At 64.3% G+C, this 20,978-nt stretch carries 16 protein-coding genes; 8 read left to right on the top strand and 8 right to left on the bottom strand.

Going from position 1 to position 20,978, the window contains the following annotated elements; all coding sequences use genetic code 11:
- Window positions 1-162: 162 nt before the first annotated feature.
- The 4 genes from AC0V7N_RS04765 to AC0V7N_RS04750 all read left to right on the top strand — a co-directional run bounded on the left by AC0V7N_RS04765 (window position 163) and on the right by AC0V7N_RS04750 (window position 6,026).
- Window positions 163-534, top strand: a complete 372-nt coding sequence (locus tag AC0V7N_RS04765; RefSeq protein WP_475455171.1) for a hypothetical protein — start codon at window positions 163-165, stop codon at window positions 532-534.
- A 114-nt stretch (window positions 535-648) separates the two neighbouring features.
- Window positions 649-1,275 carry a CDGSH iron-sulfur domain-containing protein gene (locus AC0V7N_RS04760; RefSeq protein WP_475455169.1) on the top strand — a complete coding sequence of 209 codons (627 nt, stop codon included), beginning with the start codon at window positions 649-651 and terminating at the stop codon, window positions 1,273-1,275.
- A gap of 276 nt (window positions 1,276-1,551) precedes the next feature.
- Window positions 1,552-3,594, top strand: coding sequence for a hydantoinase/oxoprolinase N-terminal domain-containing protein (locus tag AC0V7N_RS04755; RefSeq protein ID WP_475455167.1), 2,043 nt, complete (start codon window positions 1,552-1,554; stop codon window positions 3,592-3,594).
- A 266-nt stretch (window positions 3,595-3,860) separates the two neighbouring features.
- Entirely contained in the window at window positions 3,861-6,026 is a 2,166-nt protein-coding gene (locus AC0V7N_RS04750; RefSeq protein WP_475455165.1) for a malate synthase G, read from the top strand.
- Window positions 6,027-6,250: 224 nt separating this feature from the next.
- Here AC0V7N_RS04750 and efeO (AC0V7N_RS04745) read toward each other — a convergent pair whose 3' ends face one another.
- Genes efeO (AC0V7N_RS04745) through efeU form a run of 4 tightly spaced genes read right to left on the bottom strand, consistent with a single transcriptional unit; the run spans window position 6,251 to window position 10,418 of the window.
- Complete coding sequence (gene efeO / locus AC0V7N_RS04745) at window positions 6,251-7,072, bottom strand: iron uptake system protein EfeO (protein WP_475455163.1); 822 nt, start codon at window positions 7,070-7,072, stop codon at window positions 6,251-6,253.
- Window positions 7,073-7,108: 36 nt separating this feature from the next.
- Complete coding sequence (gene efeB / locus AC0V7N_RS04740; protein ID WP_475455161.1) at window positions 7,109-8,407, bottom strand: iron uptake transporter deferrochelatase/peroxidase subunit; 1,299 nt, start codon at window positions 8,405-8,407, stop codon at window positions 7,109-7,111.
- Window positions 8,404-9,576 (bottom strand): iron uptake system protein EfeO, encoded by a 1,173-nt coding sequence (gene efeO / locus AC0V7N_RS04735; protein ID WP_475455159.1) that lies wholly within the window; start codon window positions 9,574-9,576, stop codon window positions 8,404-8,406. Before efeO (AC0V7N_RS04735) ends, efeB begins: the two co-directional genes overlap by 4 nt.
- Entirely contained in the window at window positions 9,573-10,418 is an 846-nt protein-coding gene (efeU, locus tag AC0V7N_RS04730) for an iron uptake transporter permease EfeU (RefSeq protein WP_475455157.1), read from the bottom strand. Before efeU ends, efeO (AC0V7N_RS04735) begins: the two co-directional genes overlap by 4 nt.
- A gap of 411 nt (window positions 10,419-10,829) precedes the next feature.
- Here efeU and AC0V7N_RS04725 point away from each other — a divergent pair, with 411 nt between their 5' ends.
- Both AC0V7N_RS04725 and AC0V7N_RS04720 read left to right on the top strand, forming a co-directional pair.
- Window positions 10,830-11,666, top strand: a complete 837-nt coding sequence (locus AC0V7N_RS04725; RefSeq protein WP_475455155.1) for a hypothetical protein — start codon at window positions 10,830-10,832, stop codon at window positions 11,664-11,666.
- Between the two features lie 632 nt (window positions 11,667-12,298).
- Window positions 12,299-13,090, top strand: a complete 792-nt coding sequence (locus AC0V7N_RS04720; RefSeq protein ID WP_475455153.1) for a GNAT family protein — start codon at window positions 12,299-12,301, stop codon at window positions 13,088-13,090.
- A 222-nt stretch (window positions 13,091-13,312) separates the two neighbouring features.
- Here the strand turns inward: AC0V7N_RS04720 and AC0V7N_RS04715 are convergent, their stop codons facing one another.
- The 4 genes from AC0V7N_RS04715 to AC0V7N_RS04700 all read right to left on the bottom strand — a co-directional run bounded on the left by AC0V7N_RS04715 (window position 13,313) and on the right by AC0V7N_RS04700 (window position 17,402).
- Window positions 13,313-14,845 (bottom strand): YifB family Mg chelatase-like AAA ATPase, encoded by a 1,533-nt coding sequence (locus AC0V7N_RS04715; protein ID WP_475455151.1) that lies wholly within the window; start codon window positions 14,843-14,845, stop codon window positions 13,313-13,315.
- A 173-nt stretch (window positions 14,846-15,018) separates the two neighbouring features.
- Window positions 15,019-15,963 (bottom strand): glutathione synthase, encoded by a 945-nt coding sequence (gene gshB / locus AC0V7N_RS04710; protein ID WP_475455149.1) that lies wholly within the window; start codon window positions 15,961-15,963, stop codon window positions 15,019-15,021.
- A gap of 71 nt (window positions 15,964-16,034) precedes the next feature.
- A complete protein-coding gene (locus AC0V7N_RS04705) occupies window positions 16,035-16,409 on the bottom strand; it encodes a GtrA family protein (RefSeq protein WP_475455147.1) in 375 nt (124 codons plus the stop codon).
- 3 nt (window positions 16,410-16,412) lie between these two features.
- Entirely contained in the window at window positions 16,413-17,402 is a 990-nt protein-coding gene (locus AC0V7N_RS04700; protein WP_475455145.1) for a glycosyltransferase, read from the bottom strand.
- Between the two features lie 164 nt (window positions 17,403-17,566).
- Between AC0V7N_RS04700 and AC0V7N_RS04695 the strand changes: the two genes are divergently transcribed.
- Both AC0V7N_RS04695 and AC0V7N_RS04690 read left to right on the top strand, forming a co-directional pair.
- Window positions 17,567-19,363: a GtrA family protein gene (locus AC0V7N_RS04695; RefSeq protein ID WP_475455143.1), complete on the top strand. Its 1,797-nt coding sequence runs from the start codon at window positions 17,567-17,569 to the stop codon at window positions 19,361-19,363.
- A 152-nt stretch (window positions 19,364-19,515) separates the two neighbouring features.
- The gene (locus AC0V7N_RS04690; RefSeq protein ID WP_475455141.1) at window positions 19,516-20,865 is read left to right on the top strand and encodes a putative bifunctional diguanylate cyclase/phosphodiesterase; all 1,350 of its coding nucleotides are present in this window, start codon (window positions 19,516-19,518) and stop codon (window positions 20,863-20,865) included.
- The last annotated feature ends 113 nt before the right edge of the window (window positions 20,866-20,978 follow it).

Genomic DNA, 20,978 nt, shown 5'->3' with positions numbered 1-20,978 from the left:
GCGAAGGCTGCAATGACGCCGGTTCGCCGGTTTGCCCATGCGATTATATCAGAGCGTGCGATTATATCAGGGATTGCCGCTATCATCCCTTTAGCGCTCGCCCGCGTCATGGCATGATCCCCTTCATCGGCCGTGGGGGCCGATTCTTCATCGGGGGTTTCCATGTCTTTCACGTCCGCGCGCCGGCTTGCCGCCGCGATTTCGCTTGCCGTCCTGTTTGCACCAGCCGCCCATGCCGGCGACGTCACCTTTACCGTCAAGAACAGCCATCCCAACGCCATGCGCCTCGAGCTCTACAGCCAGGACCGCGACTATGTCTGGCCGGGCGAAGGCAAGGACTTCTACCTCGACGACGGCGAGACCAAGTCGTTGCCGATCTCCTGCAACGAGGGTGAATCGATCTGCTATGGCGCCTGGGTCGATGGCGACGAGGGCACCTACTGGGGCGTCGGCCCCGGCAACAAGGAAAAATGCGAGGATTGCTGCTACACCTGCAGCGGCGGCGAGACCGAGGAGATCAATCTCGTCCCCTGACCGGTTTGCCAGCTTGACGGTTTTCCTGTTCGAGCCATAGCTTGCCCGAACACCCAAGGCACGCCGCGTCTGTGCATTCAGTCGCGACGTGCTCCAGGCAACAGGAGCACCGCGATGGCCGGTATGATCGAAAGCGACAAGATCGACGTCGGTTTTTCCGGCAAGCGCTGCATCCATTCGCGCAATTGCGTGCTCGGCGATCCGCATGTCTTCGTGCCCAACGCGCCGGGCCAATGGATCCATCCCGATGCGGCCAGCGTCGAGAAGGTGGTGGCCATCGCCGAAAACTGCCCCTCGGGCGCCATCACCTATGTCAGGAAGGATGGCGGGCCGCAGGAACAGCCGCCGGTGGTCAACACCGTGCGGCTGCGCGAAAACGGCCCACTCGCCGTGCACGCCGAGATCGTGCTCAATGACGAAACTTCTTATCGCGCCACGCTCTGCCGCTGCGGCGCTTCGGAAAACAAGCCGTTCTGCGACGGCAGTCACACCAAGGCCGGCTTCACCGCCACAGGCGAACCGGCGCTGAAGGACACGCCGGCACTCGAAGCACGCAATGGCCCGCTGAAAGTGACGCCGACCACCAACGGCCCGCTCAAGCTCGAAGGCAATGTCGAGATCGTCACCGGCACCGGCCACACGATCGACCGCACGCAACGGACCTTCCTCTGCCGCTGCGGCCACTCGGCCAACAAGCCGTTCTGCGATAACACGCATAAGAAGATTGGCTTTGTGGGCTGACGTAGGAATCTCCCCCCTCGAGGGGGAGATGGCCGGCTGGCCAGAGGGGGTCGGTACGACCGGACGCGACCTCCTGCGGCAGAAGGTTGACGCCTCGCGCATCCTCTTTTCAAGGCTAGAAGGTCGTCGCATCCGGTCGAACCGACCCCCTCTGTCGCCTTCGGCGACATCTCCCCCTCGAGGGGGGAGATTACACTGGCCCAGCGCTCGCGTCTTTATCCGTAAGTCCGTATCGGCTAAGGGGCGGGGCAGAAGACCTCTCGGACCTGCCAAAAAATGACCGCCAAGACCAAGCCAAAACCACTCTTCCTCGGCATCGACACGGGCGGCACCTATACCGATGCCGTGCTGTGGTCTGAAACCGAAGGCCCGCAGCAGGGACCGAACAAGGGCAAGGTGCTGGCCAAGGCCAAGGCGTTGACCACCAGGCATGATCTCGCCGTCGGCATTTCCGGTGCCGTCGACGCGGTGCTCGAAAAGGCCGGCACCGATCCGGCTGCGATCAAACTGGTGTCGATGTCGACGACCCTTGCCACCAATGCGCTGGTCGAGGGCCAGGGTGGCCGCGTGGCGCTCATCATGATCGGCTTTTCCGAAGCCGATCTCGCCCGCGACGGGCTGAAGACGGCGCTCGGCACCGATCCGGTGGTGTTTTGTCCGGGCGGACACGATGTCCACGGCAATGCCGCCAAGCTCGACCTGTCCGGGCTGGAGGCCGCCCTGCCGGAACTCGGCGCCTCGGTGTCCGGCTTTGCCGTCTGCGCCTATTTCGCCACCCGCAATCCGGCGCATGAAATCACCGCTCGCGAGCTGATCCGCGACAGGACCGGCCTGCCGGTCACGGCTAGCCACGAACTGTCGGCCAAGCTCGGTGGCCCGCGCCGGGCGCTGACGACGCTGCTCAACGCCAGGCTGATCTCGATGATCGACCGGCTGGTGGCGGCGACCGAAGGGTTTCTGGAGGCGCGCAACATCGCCGCTCCGCTGATGGTGGTGCGCGGCGACGGAGCGCTGGTCTCGGCGGCGTTTGCCCGCCAGCGGCCGATCGAAACGATCCTCTCCGGCCCCGCGGCCAGCCTCGTCGGCGCCCGCCATATGACCGGGCTCGACAATGCCGTGGTCTCCGACATTGGCGGCACCACCACCGACGTCGCCGTGCTCGACAAGGGCCGGCCACGGCTTGATCCCGAAGGCGCCACCGTCGGTGGTTTCCGCACCATGGTCGAGGCCGTCGCCATGCGCACCTTCGGCCTCGGCGGCGATTCCGAAGTGGTGCTGGAAGACGGTGCGCTCAACCCGAAAATCCTGCTCGGGCCGCGCCGCCTGGTGCCGCTGGCGCTGGCCGGCATGGCGCATGGTGACGCCGTCAGATCGGAACTCGAGCGCCAGTTGCGTGCACCGAACCTCGGCCGCATGGATGGCCGCTTCGCGGTGCGCACCGGCGTGCCGGACAGGCTTGCCGCTGGCCTCACCGCTCCGGAAGCACGGCTCTACGAGGCGATCGGCGCGACCCCACTTGCCCTCGACAGGCTGCTGACGTCGAACGCCCAGAATGCCACCTTGAACCGGCTGGTCTCGCGCGGGCTGGTGCATATCTCAGGCTTCACCCCGTCGGACGCGGCGCATGTGCTGGGCAAGCAGGCCAACTGGGATGCCGCCACTGCCCGCCTCGGCGCCGAATTGTTCGCCCGCAAGCGCGACGGCCGTGGCCAGCCCATTGCGGCGACACCGGAGGTGATCTCGGAGCGGGTGCTGGTGACGCTGACGCGCTGGTCGGCCGAATACATCCTCGAAACCGCTTTCGCCGAGGACGGGCTCGATGGCGCCGCGACGGTGGCGCACGCACTGGTGCAGCGCGCCGTCGATGCCCACCCCGGCATCGCTCGGCTGAGCGTCGCGCTCGACCGCCCGGTCATCGGCCTCGGCGCCTCGGCGCCGCTGCACTATGCCGGCCTGGCGCCCCTGGTCGGCAATGAGTGCGTGGTACCGGAAGACACCGATGTCGCCAACGCGCTCGGCGCCGTCGTCGGCCAAGTCAGGGTGTCGGCCGAAGCGCGGGTCAGCCAGCCCAAGGAAGGACTGTTCCGTCTTGCCTCGGGCGAGACCGTGCGCGATTTCCTCGACGAGGCGGCGGCGATCGCGGCCGCCGAGGCCGATGTGCGGGCGATTGTCGCCCAGAGGGCCAAGGACGCCGGCACCGACAGCGCCGAGATCGATGTCGCGACCGAGTTCCGGGTTTCCACCGTCGAAGCCCAGCGCATGTTCATCGAGGCGCATGTGGTGGCGGTGGCCTCGGGAAGGCCAAGGATCGCGGTGTAGCGGTTGATCTCCCCCCTTGAGGGGGAGATGTCGCCGAAGGCGACAGAGGGGGTCGGTTCGACCGGACGCGACCTCCTGCTTTGAACAGAAGAGGCTAGCGCCTTATGTCCGGCGACCCCCTCTGGCCTGCCGGCCATCTCCCCCTCGAGGGGGGAGATCAGCGCTTCGCCAACCTTGCCTAAACGACCCCTTCACCTTAAGCCGAATTGACCCTGCAACCCCAACATGCCAAACGCCCCGCAAAGCCTTTCATCTGGAGTAGCCTGATGACCGATCGCATCGAGATCGCCGGATTGCGGATTGCCCGCGAGCTGCATGATTTTGTGGCTGGCGAGGCCTTGCCGGGCACCGGCATCGAAGCGGCGGAATTCTGGAACGGCTTTTCGGCCATCGTCCATGACCTCGGCCCAAAAAACCGCGCACTGCTGGCAAAACGCGACGCCATGCAGGAAAAGCTCGACGGCTGGTATCGCGACAATGGCGCGCCGATCGACATGGAGGCCTACAAGGGCTTCCTCAGGGAGATCGGCTATCTCGTCCCCGAGGGGCCGGCCTTCAGCGTCTCGACCGAGAATGTCGATCCGGAAATAGCCGTCGTTGCTGGGCCGCAGCTGGTCGTGCCGGTGATGAATGCGCGCTATGCGCTGAATGCCGCCAATGCGCGCTGGGGTTCGCTCTATGACGCGCTCTACGGCACCGACGCCATTCCCGAAACGGGCGGCGCTGAAAAGGGTAAGGGCTTTAATCCGGCGCGCGGTGCCAAGGTCGTCGCCTGGACGAAGAGCTTCCTCGACGAAGCGGCACCGCTTACATCAGGCAAATGGGCAGGGGTGAACGGCTTGTCGGTGGCCAATGGCGCGCTGAAGCTCAGCGCCGGCGCCGGCTCGACGACGCTGGCCGACCCCAGGCAATTCGTCGGCTACCGCGGCGACGCAGCCAATCCGCAAGCCGTGCTGCTGGTCAAAAATGGCCTGCATGTCGAGATCGTGATCGACCGCGCCAACCAGATCGGCCGCACCGATCCCGCCGGGATTGCCGACGTCATCCTGGAATCGGCGCTAACCACCATTCAGGACTGCGAGGATTCGGTCGCGGCGGTGGATGCCGAGGACAAGGTCGTCGTCTACCGCAACTGGCTCGGCCTGATGAAGGGCGACCTGGCGGAAGAGATCACCAAGGGCGGCAAGAGTTTTGTCCGCAAGCTCAATCCCGACCGCGCCTACACCGCGCCTGCCGGCGGTCAGCTCACCGTGCCCGGCCGCTCGCTGATGCTGGTCAGGAATGTCGGCCACCTGATGACCAATCCGGCGATCATGGACCGCGATGGCAACGAGGTGCCCGAAGGCATCATGGACGCGGCGCTGACGGCGCTGATCGCGCTGCACGATGTCGGACCGAAGGGGCGGCGGATGAACTCCCGCGCCGGCTCGATGTATGTCGTGAAGCCGAAGATGCACGGGCCGGAGGAGGTCGCCTTCGCCGTCGAGATCTTCGACCGCGTCGAAGCCCTGCTCGGCATGACCAAAAACACCATCAAGATGGGCATCATGGATGAGGAGCGGCGCACCACCGTCAACCTCAAGGAGGCGATCCGTGCCGCAAAGGAGCGCGTGGTGTTCATCAACACCGGCTTCCTCGACCGCACCGGCGACGAGATCCATACCTCGATGGAAGCCGGCCCGATGATCCGCAAGGGCGACATGAAGCAGGCCGCCTGGATTTCCGCCTATGAGGCCTGGAATGTCGACACCGGGCTCGAATGCGGCCTCGCCGGCCACGCCCAGATCGGCAAGGGCATGTGGGCGATGCCGGATTTGATGGCGGCGATGCTGGAACAGAAGATCGCCCACCCCAAGGCCGGCGCCAACACCGCCTGGGTGCCGTCGCCGACGGCAGCGACGCTGCATGCCACGCACTATCACAAGGTCGATGTGCATGCCGTGCAGGCGGCGCTGAAGAACCGGCCGAAGGCGAAGCTCGACGACATCCTCTCGGTGCCGGTGGCCGTGCGGCCGAACTGGACGCCCGACGAGATCCAGCGCGAGCTCGACAACAACGCGCAAGGCATTCTGGGCTATGTCGTGCGCTGGATCGACCAGGGCGTCGGCTGCTCCAAAGTGCCCGACATCAACGATGTCGGCCTGATGGAAGACCGCGCCACGCTGCGCATCTCCTCCCAGCACATCGCCAACTGGCTGCGTCACAAAGTGTGTTCGGAAATCCAGGTGCGCGATTCCTTGCAGCGCATGGCGGCCATCGTCGACCGCCAGAATGTCGGCGACCCGCTCTACCGGCCGATGGCGCCGGATTTCGACAGCTCGATCGCCTTCCAGGCCGCCTGCGACCTGGTGTTCAAGGGCACCAGCCAGCCCAATGGCTATACGGAGCCGGTGCTGCACGCGCGGCGGCTCGAGCTGAAGGCGAAGGGCTGAGGCGCCGGCGTTCCCCTCCCCCTTGAGGGGAGGGTGGCCCGAAGGGCCGGGTGGGGTCGCCGGTAAGAGTCTCGACCTTTTCAGTCGAGCACAACAGCAATGAAACTATTTCGCGTGGCGGAACGGGAGTCGGCGCACTTTACGCAGGACCCCACCCGACCGCTTCGCGGCCACCCTCCCCTCGAGGGGGAGGGGGACGTCGCGCCGCCCATTTGCGCAAAGTCTCAGTTCAGCCCCAGCGTGCCCCGCAGCTTCGACAGATCCTCGGCCAGCGCCGTCACCGGGCCGGCCAGCGCCTTGCGGTCGCTCTCCGACAGCTTGTCGTAGGTCTCGAAACCATCCGATGTCTTGTATTTGGCCAGGATGGCGTCGACGGTGGCGAAATTGTCGTCGACGGTCTTGATCAAAGTGGGGTTCTCCTTCTCGACCAGCGGATGCACCAAAGCGACGATCTTCTGGGCGCCGTCGATATTGGCCTGGAAGTCCCACAGATCGGTGTGGCTGTAGCGGTCTTCCTCTCCCGATATCTTGCTGGACGCCACTTCCTCGAGCAGGCCGGCGGCGCCGTCGATGGCCTTTTCCGGCGGCACTGTCAGGCCGGCGACACGCTTCTGCAGGTCGAGCACATCGGCGTTGAGCTTGTCGGCGAGCGGGCCAAGGCCGTCCGTCGTGTTCTGGCTGAACAGGCTGTATTCGATGCGGTGGAAACCGTAGAAATCTGTCGACTTCTCCTTCTGCTCATGGTCGTCGGCGCGCGAATCGATGGCGCCGTCGAGGTCGGAGAACAGCTCGGCGATCGGTTCGATGGTCTCGTAGTTGACGCGGGCCGGCGCGTAGAGCGCCTTGGCCTTGGCGAGGTCGCCTGATTTGACGGCGTCGGTGAATGCCTTGGTGCTGGTCACCAGCGTGTCGATCTTGCCCTGGACGTAGAGCTTGTAGTCGGCGATCGGCTGGACGAGGTCGAGCGGCGAGACGGCGGCGTGAGCCGGCGCGAAGCTGGTCAGCAGGGCGATGGCGGAGACCGCAAGCAGGCGATGGTTTCTCATAAAATATCCTCTCATGGTGTGAAGCTGGTTCGGAGTTCAGGCATGTGTCCCGGCGGCCATTTCGAGCAGGGAGCGGCCGAGGTAGTCCTGGTCGTCCTTCACGCCCGGCAGGGCGAAGAAATAGCCGCCGCCAAAGGGCTTGATGTATTCCTCGAGCGCCTCGCCGCTGAGGCGGGTCTGGATGGCGACAAAACCCTGTTCGAGGTCGGCCTGGTAGCAGATGAACAGCAGGCCCATATCCATCTGGTTGGATTTGCTGACGCCGTTCGAATAGTTGAAGGGCCGCCGCAGGATCAGGTGTTTTTGCGCCTCGGCGTCGCGTGGATTGGCAAGCCGGATATGCGCGTCGAGCGGCGTGGTCTTGCCCTGCGGATCGTTGGCATAGTGCGGCACATCGGCCTCGCTTGTGCCACCCTCGAGGGGCACGCCGCTCGCTTTCTGGCGGCCGATGATCATCTGCTGTTCCTGCAGCGGCGTGCGGTCCCAGCGCTCGACGAAATTGCGGATCAGCCGCACCACCTGATAGGTGCCGCCTGACGTCCAGGCGGGCTCGCCGCCGTTCGGCTGCACCCAGACTATTCTGTTCATCAGCGCGGCGTCGCTGGAATCCGGATTGGCCGAACCGTCGCGAAAACCGAGGAAGTTGCGCGCGCTTTGCTTCGGCTTTCCCGGATTCACCGGCCGCACCGGCACCGAGCCTTCCTGCTTCCAGCGCAGGAGCAATGAGTCCGGCGTGTTCTTCACGATATCGCGCAGCGCGTGGATGTTGGTGTCGGGCGTGTTCGACGAGAACTGCAGCAACAGGTCGCCATGGCAGAACTCATCCTGCAGGGCGTCGTTGGAGAACGACGTCATCTGGACGAGATGCCTCGGTTTCAGCGCTTGCAGGCCGAAGCGCTCATCGAACATCGACGCGCCGAGCGACGTCGTGATCGTCAGATTGTCCGGGGTGACGACAGGACCGAGAATGCCGGAATCGGCGGCGGGAAATTTCGGGTCGAGCACGGGCGGCGTTCCGCCTTCCATCAGGAAGGCGATGCGCTCGGTCAGCGTATGCAGCAGCCGCTGCAGCCCGGCACGGTTCTGGGCAAGCACGTCGAAGGAAGCGACCAGGCCGGCGGCCGGTCGCGGCGTGACGATGCCCGGCTGGTGCTCGCCATGGAAAGCCTGCCGCTGGTCGATCGTGTCGCTTTCCGGCGCATTGGTCACGCTGCCGGCGCCGGCCGCCACCGCTGCTTGAGGGGCGATCGCCCCGGCAACCGCACCGATCAGCACCGAGCGGCGCGAGGGGGAGAAAGCCGCATTCGGGTCACGGGGTTTTTCCCTGGCTGTCATTGGCTGAGGTCCATGGTTTCACGCAATCGGGAGAGGTCGCCGGCGAGTACGGTTGCCGCCTTGCCGAGCTCGGCCTTGGTGGCATTGGACAGCGCGTCGGAGGCTTCAGCGCGGCGCACGGCGATCAGGTCGCCGAGCACGGCAAAATCCTTGTCGAGCGACGCGACGATGTCAGGCGCGGTCTTGACTGCTACCGGTCGCAAAAGGTCGAATACCTTGCGGACGCCCGTCTCCGCTGCCTCGAAGGAGGTGAGGTCGCCATGCGCGTAGGGGCTATCGCCGAAGCCGGGTTCCGGAGCCGCAAACCGCTCCAGCATGGCAACCGATCCGCTGACCATGCTCTCCGGCATGATGCGCAATTCGTGGATGCGCGCCTTGAGCAGTGCCGCGTCACTCACGAGCTTGTCGGCGAGGGGGGCGAGGCCATCCGTGCTGCCCTGGCTGAACAGCCCGTATTCGAGGCGATGCAGGCCGCCGAAAGCCGGATCGGCTTCGCGCAGGCCGAACGCCTCGGCGCGCCCGTCGATCGCTGTATCGAGGTCGGAAAACAGCGGCGACACCGGCCCCAGATGCGCATAGGCGGTCTCGGCCGGCGGATAGAGCGCCTTGGCCGCCGCCAGATCGCCCGATCTCACCGCGCCGGCAAAGGCGTCGGCCGCCTGGGCGAAGGCGTCGGTCTCGGTCGCCAAAAACACCTTGTATTCGGCGAGCGCGCCGATGAAGGCGGCTAGGTCGGGTTTCTGCACCGCGCCGGCATTGGCGGCGGGCAGGACATGCAGCCGGCCGCGCGGATTCGAGAGCAGGCCGCAGGTGATGGCGTAGTCGCCGGGTTCGAGCCTGCTGGCCAGCGTCTGGGTGAAGCCCGGTGCGATGTTCTCGCGCTCCTCGAGCACCATCACGCCGTCGAGGATCTCCCACTCGACGGCGCGGTCGGAGCGGTTTTCGATCTGGAAGACAGGCCGTCCGGCAGCAACGGTCAGCTCGTCAGGCTCGCAGGACTTTTCAGTGATCGCCACCTTCGTTCCAGCCGCCGCGTCATGGCGTCCCTTCTGCGCGACCCGCGTCGCATAGGTGAAGGCGGCCGCGGCAGCGATCAGCAACACCAGGGAGAGCGCCAGGCCGATGCGGATTGCCGTGCGCGGCAGCGCGGGGGATTGCGGCGCGGTCATGTCGCGGGCCGTCCCTGCTTGGCGGCCGCTGCCGTCTGCAGGCCCGGCCTGTCGGCCAGGAAGAGCCACAGCGACGGCAGGAGGAAGCCGATATAGACGACGATTTCGCTGACCGTTGGCGCGTCGATATAGCCAAAAATGCCTGAAAGCACCGAGCCCAGCGGGCTGTCCATAGGCAGCACGCCGCTGATGTCGAAGACTATCCGCTGCCCATGGTTCCACAGGCCGGCCTCATGCAACGCGTTGACCGAATTGGCGAGCAGGCCGGCGGCGACGATCAGGATGAAAGCACCGGTCCAGCGGAAGAAGCGCCGGAAGTTCAGCCGCACGCTGCCGGCATAGATGCCGTAGCCGACAACGCCCGCCAGCAGCACGCCGGCAAGGGCTGCCAGCGGTGCAAAACTGTTTTCCTGCTGGAAGGCGGCGAGCAGGAAGAACACGGACTCCACACCTTCGCGCGCCACGGCCAGGAAGACCATGACGATCAGGCCGAAGCCCTTGTGTGACGGCGTCTCGAAGGCCGCGTCGATGGAATTGTGCAGCTCCGCCTTGATCGCGCGCGCCGCCTTGCGCATCCAGAACACCATCGAGGTCAGCACACAGACGGCGACCAGCCCGATGACGGCCTCGAACAACTCCTGCGCTTTCTGCGGAAACTCGACGCTGGCAAATTGCAGGATGGCGCCGACGCCGAGCGAAAAAGCGAGCGCCAGGAAAATACCGATCCACACCACCGGCATCCAGGCGCCACGGCCAGTGCGGTTGAGATAGCTGGCGATGATACCGACGATGAGAGCGGCCTCGACACCCTCGCGAAACATGATCAGGAACGGTACCAGCATTGTGTGTCCAGCCGCGCCGACGAGGAGGCCTTTTTGGAGGCTGCACCTGCTGAGGTTGGCGGCCTTTCAGGAGTCAGGCCGAAAACTTGTGCAGGGTGGTCAGCTTTTATTCTTGACCGCTCGCGCTGCACAAGGGTGGCGCGATCACATCAATGAGATGTCGGCGTGATGGCACCGGCGGCCAGCATTCTCGACCCGATCGCTCGCCGCATGCGCATTGTCGAGCGCTGGTTACGCGCTCGCTGCTGCCACGGCATCGCCCTGGGCGGGCGCTTCGTGGTGACAGCCTAGGAAGCGGCCGCACCAAAACCCCTCAGAAGCAACTCTGATCAACTTATTGTGAAACCATTGCGTAATTAAAAATTAGGTACATAGCATGCCGGCCGGGGAAAGCATTTTGAGGGGGTGGCGATGCTATTGCGTCGGGCATTACTGTGTACATCTATTGCTTCAACATTGTTCATAAATGGTTGCGGGACATATGTCCCAGGATATCAAGAATTTCCTGGCTCTGCCAATGATGGGGAGCTTTTAGTTAGAGCAATCGCCGAGAGCGTTCGATGTCAAATCCAAGGTGCTGTTCAGTATCTTATCAATCAAGATCGTGAGGCGGCAGCGAGAAATCACGGCTACAGAAACGTTGCATGGTTTGATGGCTGGGGAGTTCAGTATTCCCTGACCCTGACGGTCGAGGAGAGCACGTCGTCGAATCCCAATCTTTCCTGGGCAGTGCCCAGTCCGCTAAGCTCAGTCTTTACGCTGGGGGCTAGCGCGAAGCTGTCTTCAACCGCGACGCGGCAGTCCAAGATGAATTTCTTCTATACCGTCAGGGAGCTTGAGGCGGCTCCACCTTGCCAGCCGGTATCGGAACTGAAGTACAAAGCGCAATCATTTTTGATACGGGACGACCTTGGTCTCAAGGACTGGCTTGTAAATTACTCTCTGGTCGTCGCAAGCGGCGCAGGAAATGTGCCGACCGATGACAAGGGTCCCCTCAAGGGTGAGGCGTTTACCGATCACGTGAAGTTCGAAGTCGTATCAGGTGGCGACCTGAGTCCGGCATGGAAATTGTCGAGGCTCGACGTGAACAAAAGCGGCTCGCTATTGAGCGCTAGCAGGGACCGCACTCATGAGCTTCTAATTACATATGGGCCTATCGATCCAAAGACGAAACGGCTTGTGGGACCTGCTTCCGATGCTTTCCTGACGTCACAGATTGGCGCGGCTATAGACAGAAGCGGTCTATAGCTCGCTGAGGTATTCAATTTGTAATTATCTTGAGGGAGGGTGACATGGCTGTCAAAAACTCACGTCCGAAGTACTGGTATTCCGCAAGTAACGACCCACTCTACTTCATAAGGTGCGAGTGGAATGACGTCGCAAGAAAATACAATACGGACTGCCAGTCGGTGCTTAAGAGCAGCGTGAATCCCAATTTGCGGGCGGCTCTAACACGTTTTGCCAACGCGATAGAAAAATATCATATCGACATCTGAAGAGGCGAGATGATAGTGCCGTAGGCAATGTCTGTCGGTAGGGGACTGCAACGCCGTGCTCCCGGTACGGAAGCCGACTTCAGACCGCCTGCGCTATCCGCTCCGACTCATGCGATAAGAGATCGCCTTGGCCAGATGGATGCGGCCGACAGTTTCGCTGGCGTCGAGCTAGGTGAGCGTGCGTATGCTCTTTTCAAAGCGGGACGACCGCAGGTTCGAGCTGCGTAGCGGGCGAAGCCCGCACCAACGCCGGTCACGTTGATGACGGCACGACCGTGTCCATCAGGCCAGCATGGTCGCACTTGCGGCAGAAGGCACGCTTCTATTTATAATCGCTCATGCTAATTTTGCCTTGGGTGCCGGGCCGCAGGTTGAGGGACATCCGTGAGGGGATATTTCGGGACCGAACTCCAGCAGCGCCTGCAGCGACGAGCCGATGAGCTTGCCAGCACGGTCGTCAACACTCCCGGGCTCTGCAATGCCGGCCGAATGGTCTCCACGGACGACGTCGATCGTGTCGGGCTTGAGGCTTGTATCGCAATGCTGGAGGCGGACGGAGGCTTCGGTTTTCGCCTCGTGCATGAAGACCGCACGTCGGCGGTGTCCGCTCATTTGGCGGCCCGGGGACATCGCCTGGATTGGTGGGATACGTTCATGGGCTCCGCCGATGACGCTCTGGGTGTGTCGAAACGGATCGTTGCGCAAGGCCCGCCCCAGGGGTTCTTTCACATTGATCTGTCAGGCAACCCGGCAGAGGCTTGCCTTGAGCGCGTGCAGGTCTTTCTTGCCGAGAACGGCTTGGCGCCGTTCTCACGGTCGACCCTCGCAGGCGAAACGGTCAACGGGCGAACTTTGGCGCTTGTCGACGGACACGGGGACCTCGTCGCGACGTCGTTTGTCTATATGCCACACAATTCCTTTAGTCCGTTCCGCACCTACGCTTGGGGCGGACTGGCCGGGGTCTCGCCGGCCCACAGGGGCAAGTCGCTTGGCAGCTATATCAATGCCTGCGCCGCCGTCACGGCATTCGAGCAATTCGCGGCGACCGTCTTTTACGAACAGGTCGCCGCAACCAATGTTCCATCGAGACGGATGGTCGAAGCATGCGGGCTGACCCTACACCCCTATCTAAAGAGCGGGCTTGCTTCGATCGGGGCTGAAAAGTTCACGCGGTGACAGTGTTCGGCTTGCCGAAAATGGGGAAAGTCGCGTTGCGATCTCTCAGGGCCGTCACCTTTCGGCGGTCTCCTGGCCTCGGCGAGGTCGCGCGCCGGGGCGTGGATGCCGGCTTCGGGGCGCGACGGCACCTGGGTGCCGCGCAAGTGATTGGCGATGGCTATCTGGCCGCGCGGCGCCGGAATGTCGAAATCGGTGCCAGCCCAGGCCGCTTTCGGCCCTTCAAGCCGCCTGCGCCACGCGCTCCGAGCTCATGCGATAGGAGATCGCCTCGGCGAGATGGATGCGGCCGACGGTTTCGCTGGCGTCGAGATCGGCCAGCGTGCGCGCCACTTTCAGCACGCGGTGGTAGGCGCGAGCGGAAAAGGCGAGCTTTTCGCTGGCGTCCTTGAGCAGCGACAGGCCAGCGGCATCGGGCATGGCGATGTCTTCGATGACAGCCGGCGCGCAATGGGCGTTGGTGGTGGCGCTGGTCACGCCGAGCCGCTCGAAACGCTCGCGCTGGATGGTGCGGGCGCGGGCCACGCGCAGAGCGACCGCGGCACTTTTCTCCGCCCGGTCGGGGCGGATCAGGTCGCTGGCCGAGACCGCCGGCACTTCGATCCTGAGATCGATGCGGTCGAGCAGCGGACCGGAAATGCGCGCCTGGTAGTCGGTGCGGCAGCGCTCGCCGCGCAGGCAGCGATAGCCCGGCTCGCCCGCCATGCCGCAGCGGCACGGGTTCATCGCCGCCACCAGCTGGATGCGCGCCGGATAGGTGACGCGATGGTTGGCGCGCGCGATCATGCAGTCGCCGGTCTCCAGCGGCTGGCGCAGCGCATCGAGCGTCTGCGGCGTGAATTCGGGAAACTCATCGAGGAACAGCACGCCGTGATGCGCCATCGACACTTCGCCCGGCCGCGCGCGCAGCCCGCCCCCGACCATCGCCGCCATCGAGGCCGAATGATGCGGCGCGCGGAACGGCCGCCGGTCGGTCAGCTTGCCTTCGCCGAGCTCGCCCGCCACCGAGGCGATCATCGAGACTTCGAGCAATTCCTTCGGCGCCAGCGGCGGCAGGATCGACGGCAGCCGCTGCGCCAGCATCGATTTTCCCGACCCTGGCGGCCCGACCATCAGCAGATTGTGGCCGCCGGCCGCCGCCACTTCCAGCGCCCGCTTGGCGGTCTCCTGGCCCTTGATGTCGGCAAGGTCGGGCAAGTCGCGCGCCGCGGCATGGATGCCGGCCTCCGGCCGCGACAGCACCTGAGTGCCGCGGAAATGGTTGGCGATGGCAATCAGGCTGCGCGGCGCCAATATGTCGAAATCCTTGCCGGCCCAGGCTGCCTCCGGGCCGCAGGCGAACGGGCAGATCAGGCCCTTGCCCTCGGCATTGGCGCCGATCGCCGCCGGCAAGGCACCGGCAACGGCCGCAATCGTGCCATCGAGCGAGAGTTCGCCAAGCACGACATAGCCGGCCAGCATGTCGCCCGGAATGGCACCCAGCGCTGCCATCAGGCCAAGCGCGATCGGCAGATCGTAATGGCTGCCTTCCTTGGGCAAGTCGGCGGGCGCCAGATTGACCGTCACCTTCTTCGACGGCATCGACAGGCCGGACGCATGAAGGGCCGCCTGCACGCGCTCGCGGCTCTCGGCCACCGCCTTGTCGGCCAGGCCGACAATATGCATGTTGACCTTGCCGGGCGCGATCATCACCTGCACGTCGACCGGCACTGCCTCGATGCCCTGGAAAGCGACCGTGCGAACCCGCGCCACCATTTATTGCCCCCGGACCGCAACCCACGCGATTGGCCAAGATTGGCCCGCGCAAGAGACGATCACAATTCCCCGGTCAAATCAAGAACATTACGGGAACAGGCAATCGCAAGGGTTGCAGCCGGATTGAGCCCGGTTGCAAAAGCGGAACATGGTTAATACGAAATGAAAACGGCTTACTTGCGCCGCTTGCCTTCGACCGCGTCCCAGAACAGGCTGGCGATATCGGCTCCACCAAAACGCTGCACTTCGCGCACGCCGGTCGGCGAGGTCACGTTGATCTCGGTCATGTAGTCGCCGATGACGTCGATGCCGACCAGGATGAAGCCGCGTTCCTTCAGCGACGGCCCGATGCGGGCGCAGATCTCGCGCTCGCGTTCGGTCAGCTCGGTCTTTTCGGCGCGGCCGCCGACATGCATGTTGGAGCGGGAATCGTGCTCGGCCGGCACGCGGTTGATGGCGCCGACCGGCTCGCCGTCGATCAGGATGATGCGCTTGTCGCCCTTGCGCACGTCCTTCAGGTAGCGCTGCACGATATAGGGCTCGCGGGACAGCTGGCCGAACATTTCGAGCAGCGAGGCGAGGTTGCGGTCGCCTTCCAGCAGATGGAAGACGCCGGCGCCGCCATTGCCGTAGAGCGGCTTGACGATGATGTCGCCGAATTCCTTGCGGAAGGCGGCAACCTCGAGCGGATCCTTGGTGATCAGCGTGTCAGGCATCAGGTCGGAAAACTCGGTGACGAAAATCTTTTCCGGGCTGTTGCGCACCCAGGCCGGGTCATTGACCACCAGCGTTTTGGGATGAATGCGCTCGAGGATGTGGGTGGTGGTGATGTAGTTCATGTCGAAGGGCGGATCCTGGCGCAGCAGGATGACGTCCATTTCGGACAGGTCGGTGCGCACCTTCTCGCCCAGCGAATAATGATTGCCCTTCTCGTCGCGCACCTGCATCTCCTCGATGCGGGCGAACACCTTGCCGTCGCGCAGCGACAGCCGGTCGGGCGTGTAGTGGAACAATTGATGGCCGCGCCGCTGCGCTTCCAGCGACAGCGCGAACGAGGTGTCGCCAGCGATCGACACGGTGGAGATATGGTCCATCTGGACGGCGATTTTCAGCTTCATGGCAGGTCCCCAGCGCAGTCGACGAGAGCGATATAAGGGTCGCCGCGCCTTCTGCCAATCGGGCCAGAGCTTTAACGGTCGAAGACCAGCCTGGAGTAACCGAGGAAGGACAGCGCCATGGCGACCAGCGAGGCGACGGCGAGGGCCACCAGCGGTGGGGTCGCCGGCAGCGCGAGCAGGGTCGTGGAATAGACGAGGTAGTTGACGACGCTGGTGGCGATGCCGACGCCGCCATAGCGGGCGCCTTCCCTGGCCACGCCGCGGCGCGAGGGCGAGAAGGTCAGATGCCGGTTGAGCTGCCAGGTGACGCAGAGGGCGAAGCCGATCGACAGCACACGGGCGGTGAACGGCCCGAGCGGCGTGATGGCGAGCAGCAGCCAGAGTGCTGCCGCATCAGCGACGAAACCGATGCCGCCGGCGAAGACGAAGCGGACGAGGCGTTGCATCGTTCAGGCCGCGCGCGGGGTCTTGCCCGGTTGCGGTTTCACCACCACTTCGCTGGCGCGCCGCTCGACCCGGCCCGAAGGCATCGAGAGATAAAAGATACGCTTCTGTTCGGCGCGGCCGCGCGACACGGAATCAAGAATCAGTCCTGTCACGGCCGCCAGCATCGACAGCAGCAGCAGGCCGACCGACAGCACCCAGGTCGGCATGCGCGGCACGAGCCCGGTTTCGGCGAACTCGACCAGAACCGGCGCCATCAGCAACAGGCTGGAGGCCAGGAAGAACAGCGAAAAGGCTCCGAAAAAGCGCAGTGGTTGCGTCTCTTTCATCAGCATGGCGAACATCCAGAGAATTTTCGCGCCATCGCGGAAGGTCGACAGTTTCGACGACGAGCCTTCCGGCCGGCGGCCATAGTCGAGCGCGATTTCACTGACCGGCAGTTTGAGCTGCGAGGCGTGCACTGACATTTCGGTCTCGATCTCGAAGCCACCGGAGACGGCGGGAAAGCTCTTGACGAAGCGCCTGGTGAAGACGCGGTAGCCGGAGAAGATGTCGGTGAAATCGCTGCCGAACAGCCATTTGTAGAGGCTGTTGAAGACGCGGTTGCCGAAAGCATGGCCGGCCCGGCCGGCATCGTCGGTGACGCCGCGTCTGGTGCCCACCACCATGTCCGAGCGTTCGGTCAAAAGCGTGTTGATCAGCTGCGGCGCGTCCTCGGGCGCATAGGTGCCGTCGCCATCGGCCATCAGATAGATGTCGGCATCGATGTCGGCGAACATGCGCCGCACCACATTGCCTTTGCCCTGGCGCGGCTCGCGCACCACGATGGCGCCGGCCGCGCGGGCGCGAAGCGGCGTCAGGTCCTTCGAATTGTTGTCATAGACATAGATGGTGGCGGCCGGCAGCGTTTCGCGGAACCGCCGCACCACCTCGGCGATGGTCAGCTCTTCATTGTAGCAAGGCAGCAGCACGGCGATGACAGGGTCTTGCGGCATTTTCGTCTCCGAAAGCCTATCGACCACACGGTCGCGCGCCGGAAACCGGCCTCGTTCAGGCGGTTTTACTATTTATTGAAGCCGTTAAGGCTAGGTTTAGAACCGACTTCATGAGTGTCGATTGGCCTGGAGAGGCCCGGCATTCCCGCCAAGGGCGCCCGGGGATGAGCACAGCAAGGGACGGGACTTCCACCTGGAGGTCCGATATCGCGTTTGCGCTGCTTGCCGCCTTGCTGCTGCTGGCGCTGAATGCCCATGCCGGGTTCCCGCAACTGGCCAATCCGGCGGGCGACAATGACAGCCTGCTGCAACTGGTCGAAGTCCGCGACCTCATAGGCGGCCAGGGCTGGTTCGACCTGCATCAGTACCGGATGGGGCTGGAGGGCGGCTTCGTCATGCACTGGTCGCGGCTGCTCGACGCGCCGCTGGCGCTTGCCATCCGTGCCGTATCAACCGTGACGGGCAGCACGGCCTCGGCCGAACAAATCGTACAAATACTCTGGCCCGCGCTGCAATTCTGGCTTGCTGTCTTCTTCATCATCCGTGGCGCGCGCGCTTTCGCGGGTGCGCACGCGGTGCTGCCCGCTGCCGTCGTTGGCGGCGCGGCCCTGTATTACATCGGCATTTTTTCTCCCGGTGCGCTCGATCATCACAATGTCCAGCTGATGCTGACGCTGGCGAGCCTGGCTCTGCTGCTCGATGCGCCCGCACGCCGGCCGGCTGCCTTTGTCGCGGGCATCTGCGCCACGCTGACCCTGGCCATCGGCATGGAAAGCGCTCCCTATGCCGGAGCCCTCGGCGCCGTCGTCGCGCTGCTGTTTCTCGCGAGGGGTGACGACGAAAGGCTGATCGCCAGGGATTTCGGCCTCGGCGTCGCCGGCGTCTCGGCGCTCGTCTTCGTCACGACAATTCCGATGTCATCCTGGGGCCAGGCCCAGTGCGACACATTCTCGATCGTGCAGTTCGCCGTCACCGGGCTTGCCGGCGCCGGACTGGCGGTTGTCGCCTCCTTGAGGGTCGCCAACGCAACGGCCACCCGGCGCCTGATGGCGCTTGGCCTGCTTGCCGTCGCTCTCGCGCTCGTCGTGGTGCTCCTGTTCCCGCAATGCCTGGCGGCGCCTTATGCTCACCTCGACCCGCGCCTGCAGCAGATGTGGCTCGGCTATATTGAGGAGGCGCAGTCGATCGTCCAGCTCGTCTCCGATGACCCTGCAAGGGCGGTGGCCCGTTTTGCCACGCCGCTGGTGGCGATCGTCCTGATGGCGCTTCGTTTCAGCCATGGCGGCTGGCGGCGGCAGGACAGCCTCGTCGGCGCGCTGCTGGTGGTGGCGGTCCTGGTCAGCGCCTGGGAAGTGCGCGGCTCGACCTTTTCCATCGCCTTCGCGGTGATCCCGCTTTCGGCCTGGATCGCCAAATGGCGGCAGCGGGCCGAGGCCAGCCCGTCCAGCGGCTCGGTTCTCAGGATGGCCGCGGCCTGGCTGATCTCGGTCAATGCAATCTGGTCGGGGGCCGGAGAGGCCGCATCGAACGCTTTCGAAACCGGCGCACCTGTCCAGGACGCCAACATCGACGCACCTTGCAACAGCAAGGCATCGTTCGCCGCACTTGGCGCGATGGCCCCCACCACGGTGCTTGCCATCTCCAATCTCGGCTCGCCGATCCTCGCCTTCACCGGGCATCGCGTGTTCGCCGGGCCCTACCACCGCAACGTCGCCGGGAACCTGCTGGTGTTCGACGCCTTGCTGGGCTCTGCCAGCGACGCCAAAACAATCGCCGAAAGCCACCATGTCGGCCTTGTCGCGCTCTGCCGCGGCAACACGGAAAGCCGGCTGTTCGCCGCCAAGGCGCCGGACGGTTTCCTGGCCGGGCTGATGCGCGGCAGCGTGCCGGACTGGCTGGAGCCGGTGGCGGAGACGCGCGGCACCCCGCTCGAGCTCTATCGCGTCAAGTCAAACGGCTGAAGATCGGTCTGAAAACAAGGGGTTGACCCCGGTTGCATCGACCTTCCCAGAGGCAATGTATTTTACCCGCGAATAATCGATTTGGGGATACGTTTCCTAAAGGGTTTGCTGCCAGTCTGGAAAGAAATCCGACGTCGCAAACAGGGACACCGATGCAAACTTCGTTTGGCACCGGTCAGGCAAACAGGGAAAGCACGGATCTGGCATTCACCGATCCGTTGACCGGGCTTGGCAACCATCGCCGCTTCTTCGACAAGGTCGATCGCCTGATCAGCGATCGTGCCGACGATCCCGCGCCTTTTACCGTCGGCATTCTCGACCTTGACGGCTTCAAGCCGATCAACGATCTGTTCGGCCACAAGGCCGGCGACGATATCCTGATCCAGGTCGCGATGCGGCTGCGCGCCTCGATGGACGGCCATTCGACGGTCTGCCGCATCGGCGCCGACGAATTCGCCTTCCTCTATCCGCTGGTGTTCTCCGAGGAGGCGGCGGCCGAAAAATCCCGCATGCTGATCGAGATCCTGTCGGCGCCCTACGATGTCGGCGAACGCACCGCCAGGCTCTCGGCCTCGGTCGGCTGCTCGCTGTTCTATTCCGGCGACGAGACCACCGAAATCCTCATCAACAAGGCCGAAACCGCGCTCTACCACGCCAAGAGGTCCGGCCGCGGCCGCGTCGTCGTCTACACCCGCGAAATGGAAGAGGCGGCCAAGCGCGTCACCCGCATCGAGCAGGCGCTCCGCCGCGCGGTTTCCGCCGGCGAGGTCGAGCCGCATTTCCAGCCCATCGTCGACCTCAACACCCGCCGCACCATCGGCTTCGAGACGCTGGCGCGCTGGACCGATCGCGACCTCGGCGCGGTGCCGCCGACCGTCTTCATTCCCATCGCCGAGGAGCGCGGCATTATCGGCCCGCTGTCGCAGCTGGTGCTGCGCAAGGCGACCGAGGCGGCCAGGAGCTGGCCGAAGGACCTGTTCCTGTCCTTCAACCTGTCGCCCTCGCAACTCGTCGACCAGAACACCGGCCTGCATATATTGGCGATCCTCGACCGCACCGGCTTCGACCCGCGCCGGCTGGAGATCGAGATCACCGAGACCGGCCTGATGAACGATCCGGCCTCGGCGGCGCAAATCGTCGACGATCTGCGCCGCGTCGGCATCCGCGTCTCGCTCGACGATTTCGGCACCGGCCAGTCCTCGCTCGGCCGTTTGCGCGAATTCCACTTCGACAAGCTCAAGATCGACCGCGCCTTCGTCTCCTCCATCCTCGACGACCGGCCGTCCGAACACATCATCCGCGCCATTCTCGCAATGTGCGAAGGTTTGGGCATGGACGTGGTCGCCGAAGGCATCGAAGAAGAAGCGCAGGCCGATCGCCTCGTCCAGTTCGGCTGCGCCGGCGGGCAGGGTTATCTGTTCGGCAAGCCGGTCGATGCCGATGCCACGCTCGGCTATCTCCGCGATTCCTTCCGTGGCGCCTTGCGCGCCAAGGCGATCTGACCGGCGATCCCTGCGCAACCACCATCGCGACTTTGCGCCGCGTGCGGCGCATTGTCGTTTTGTCTGACATAAGCCCGCAAATCCACCTTTTCGCCCTTGCCCGCGCGACTTGC

The sequence above is a fragment of the Mesorhizobium kamtschaticum genome (genome assembly GCF_056174585.1).
This window is presented reverse-complemented; position numbering and strand designations above follow the sequence as displayed.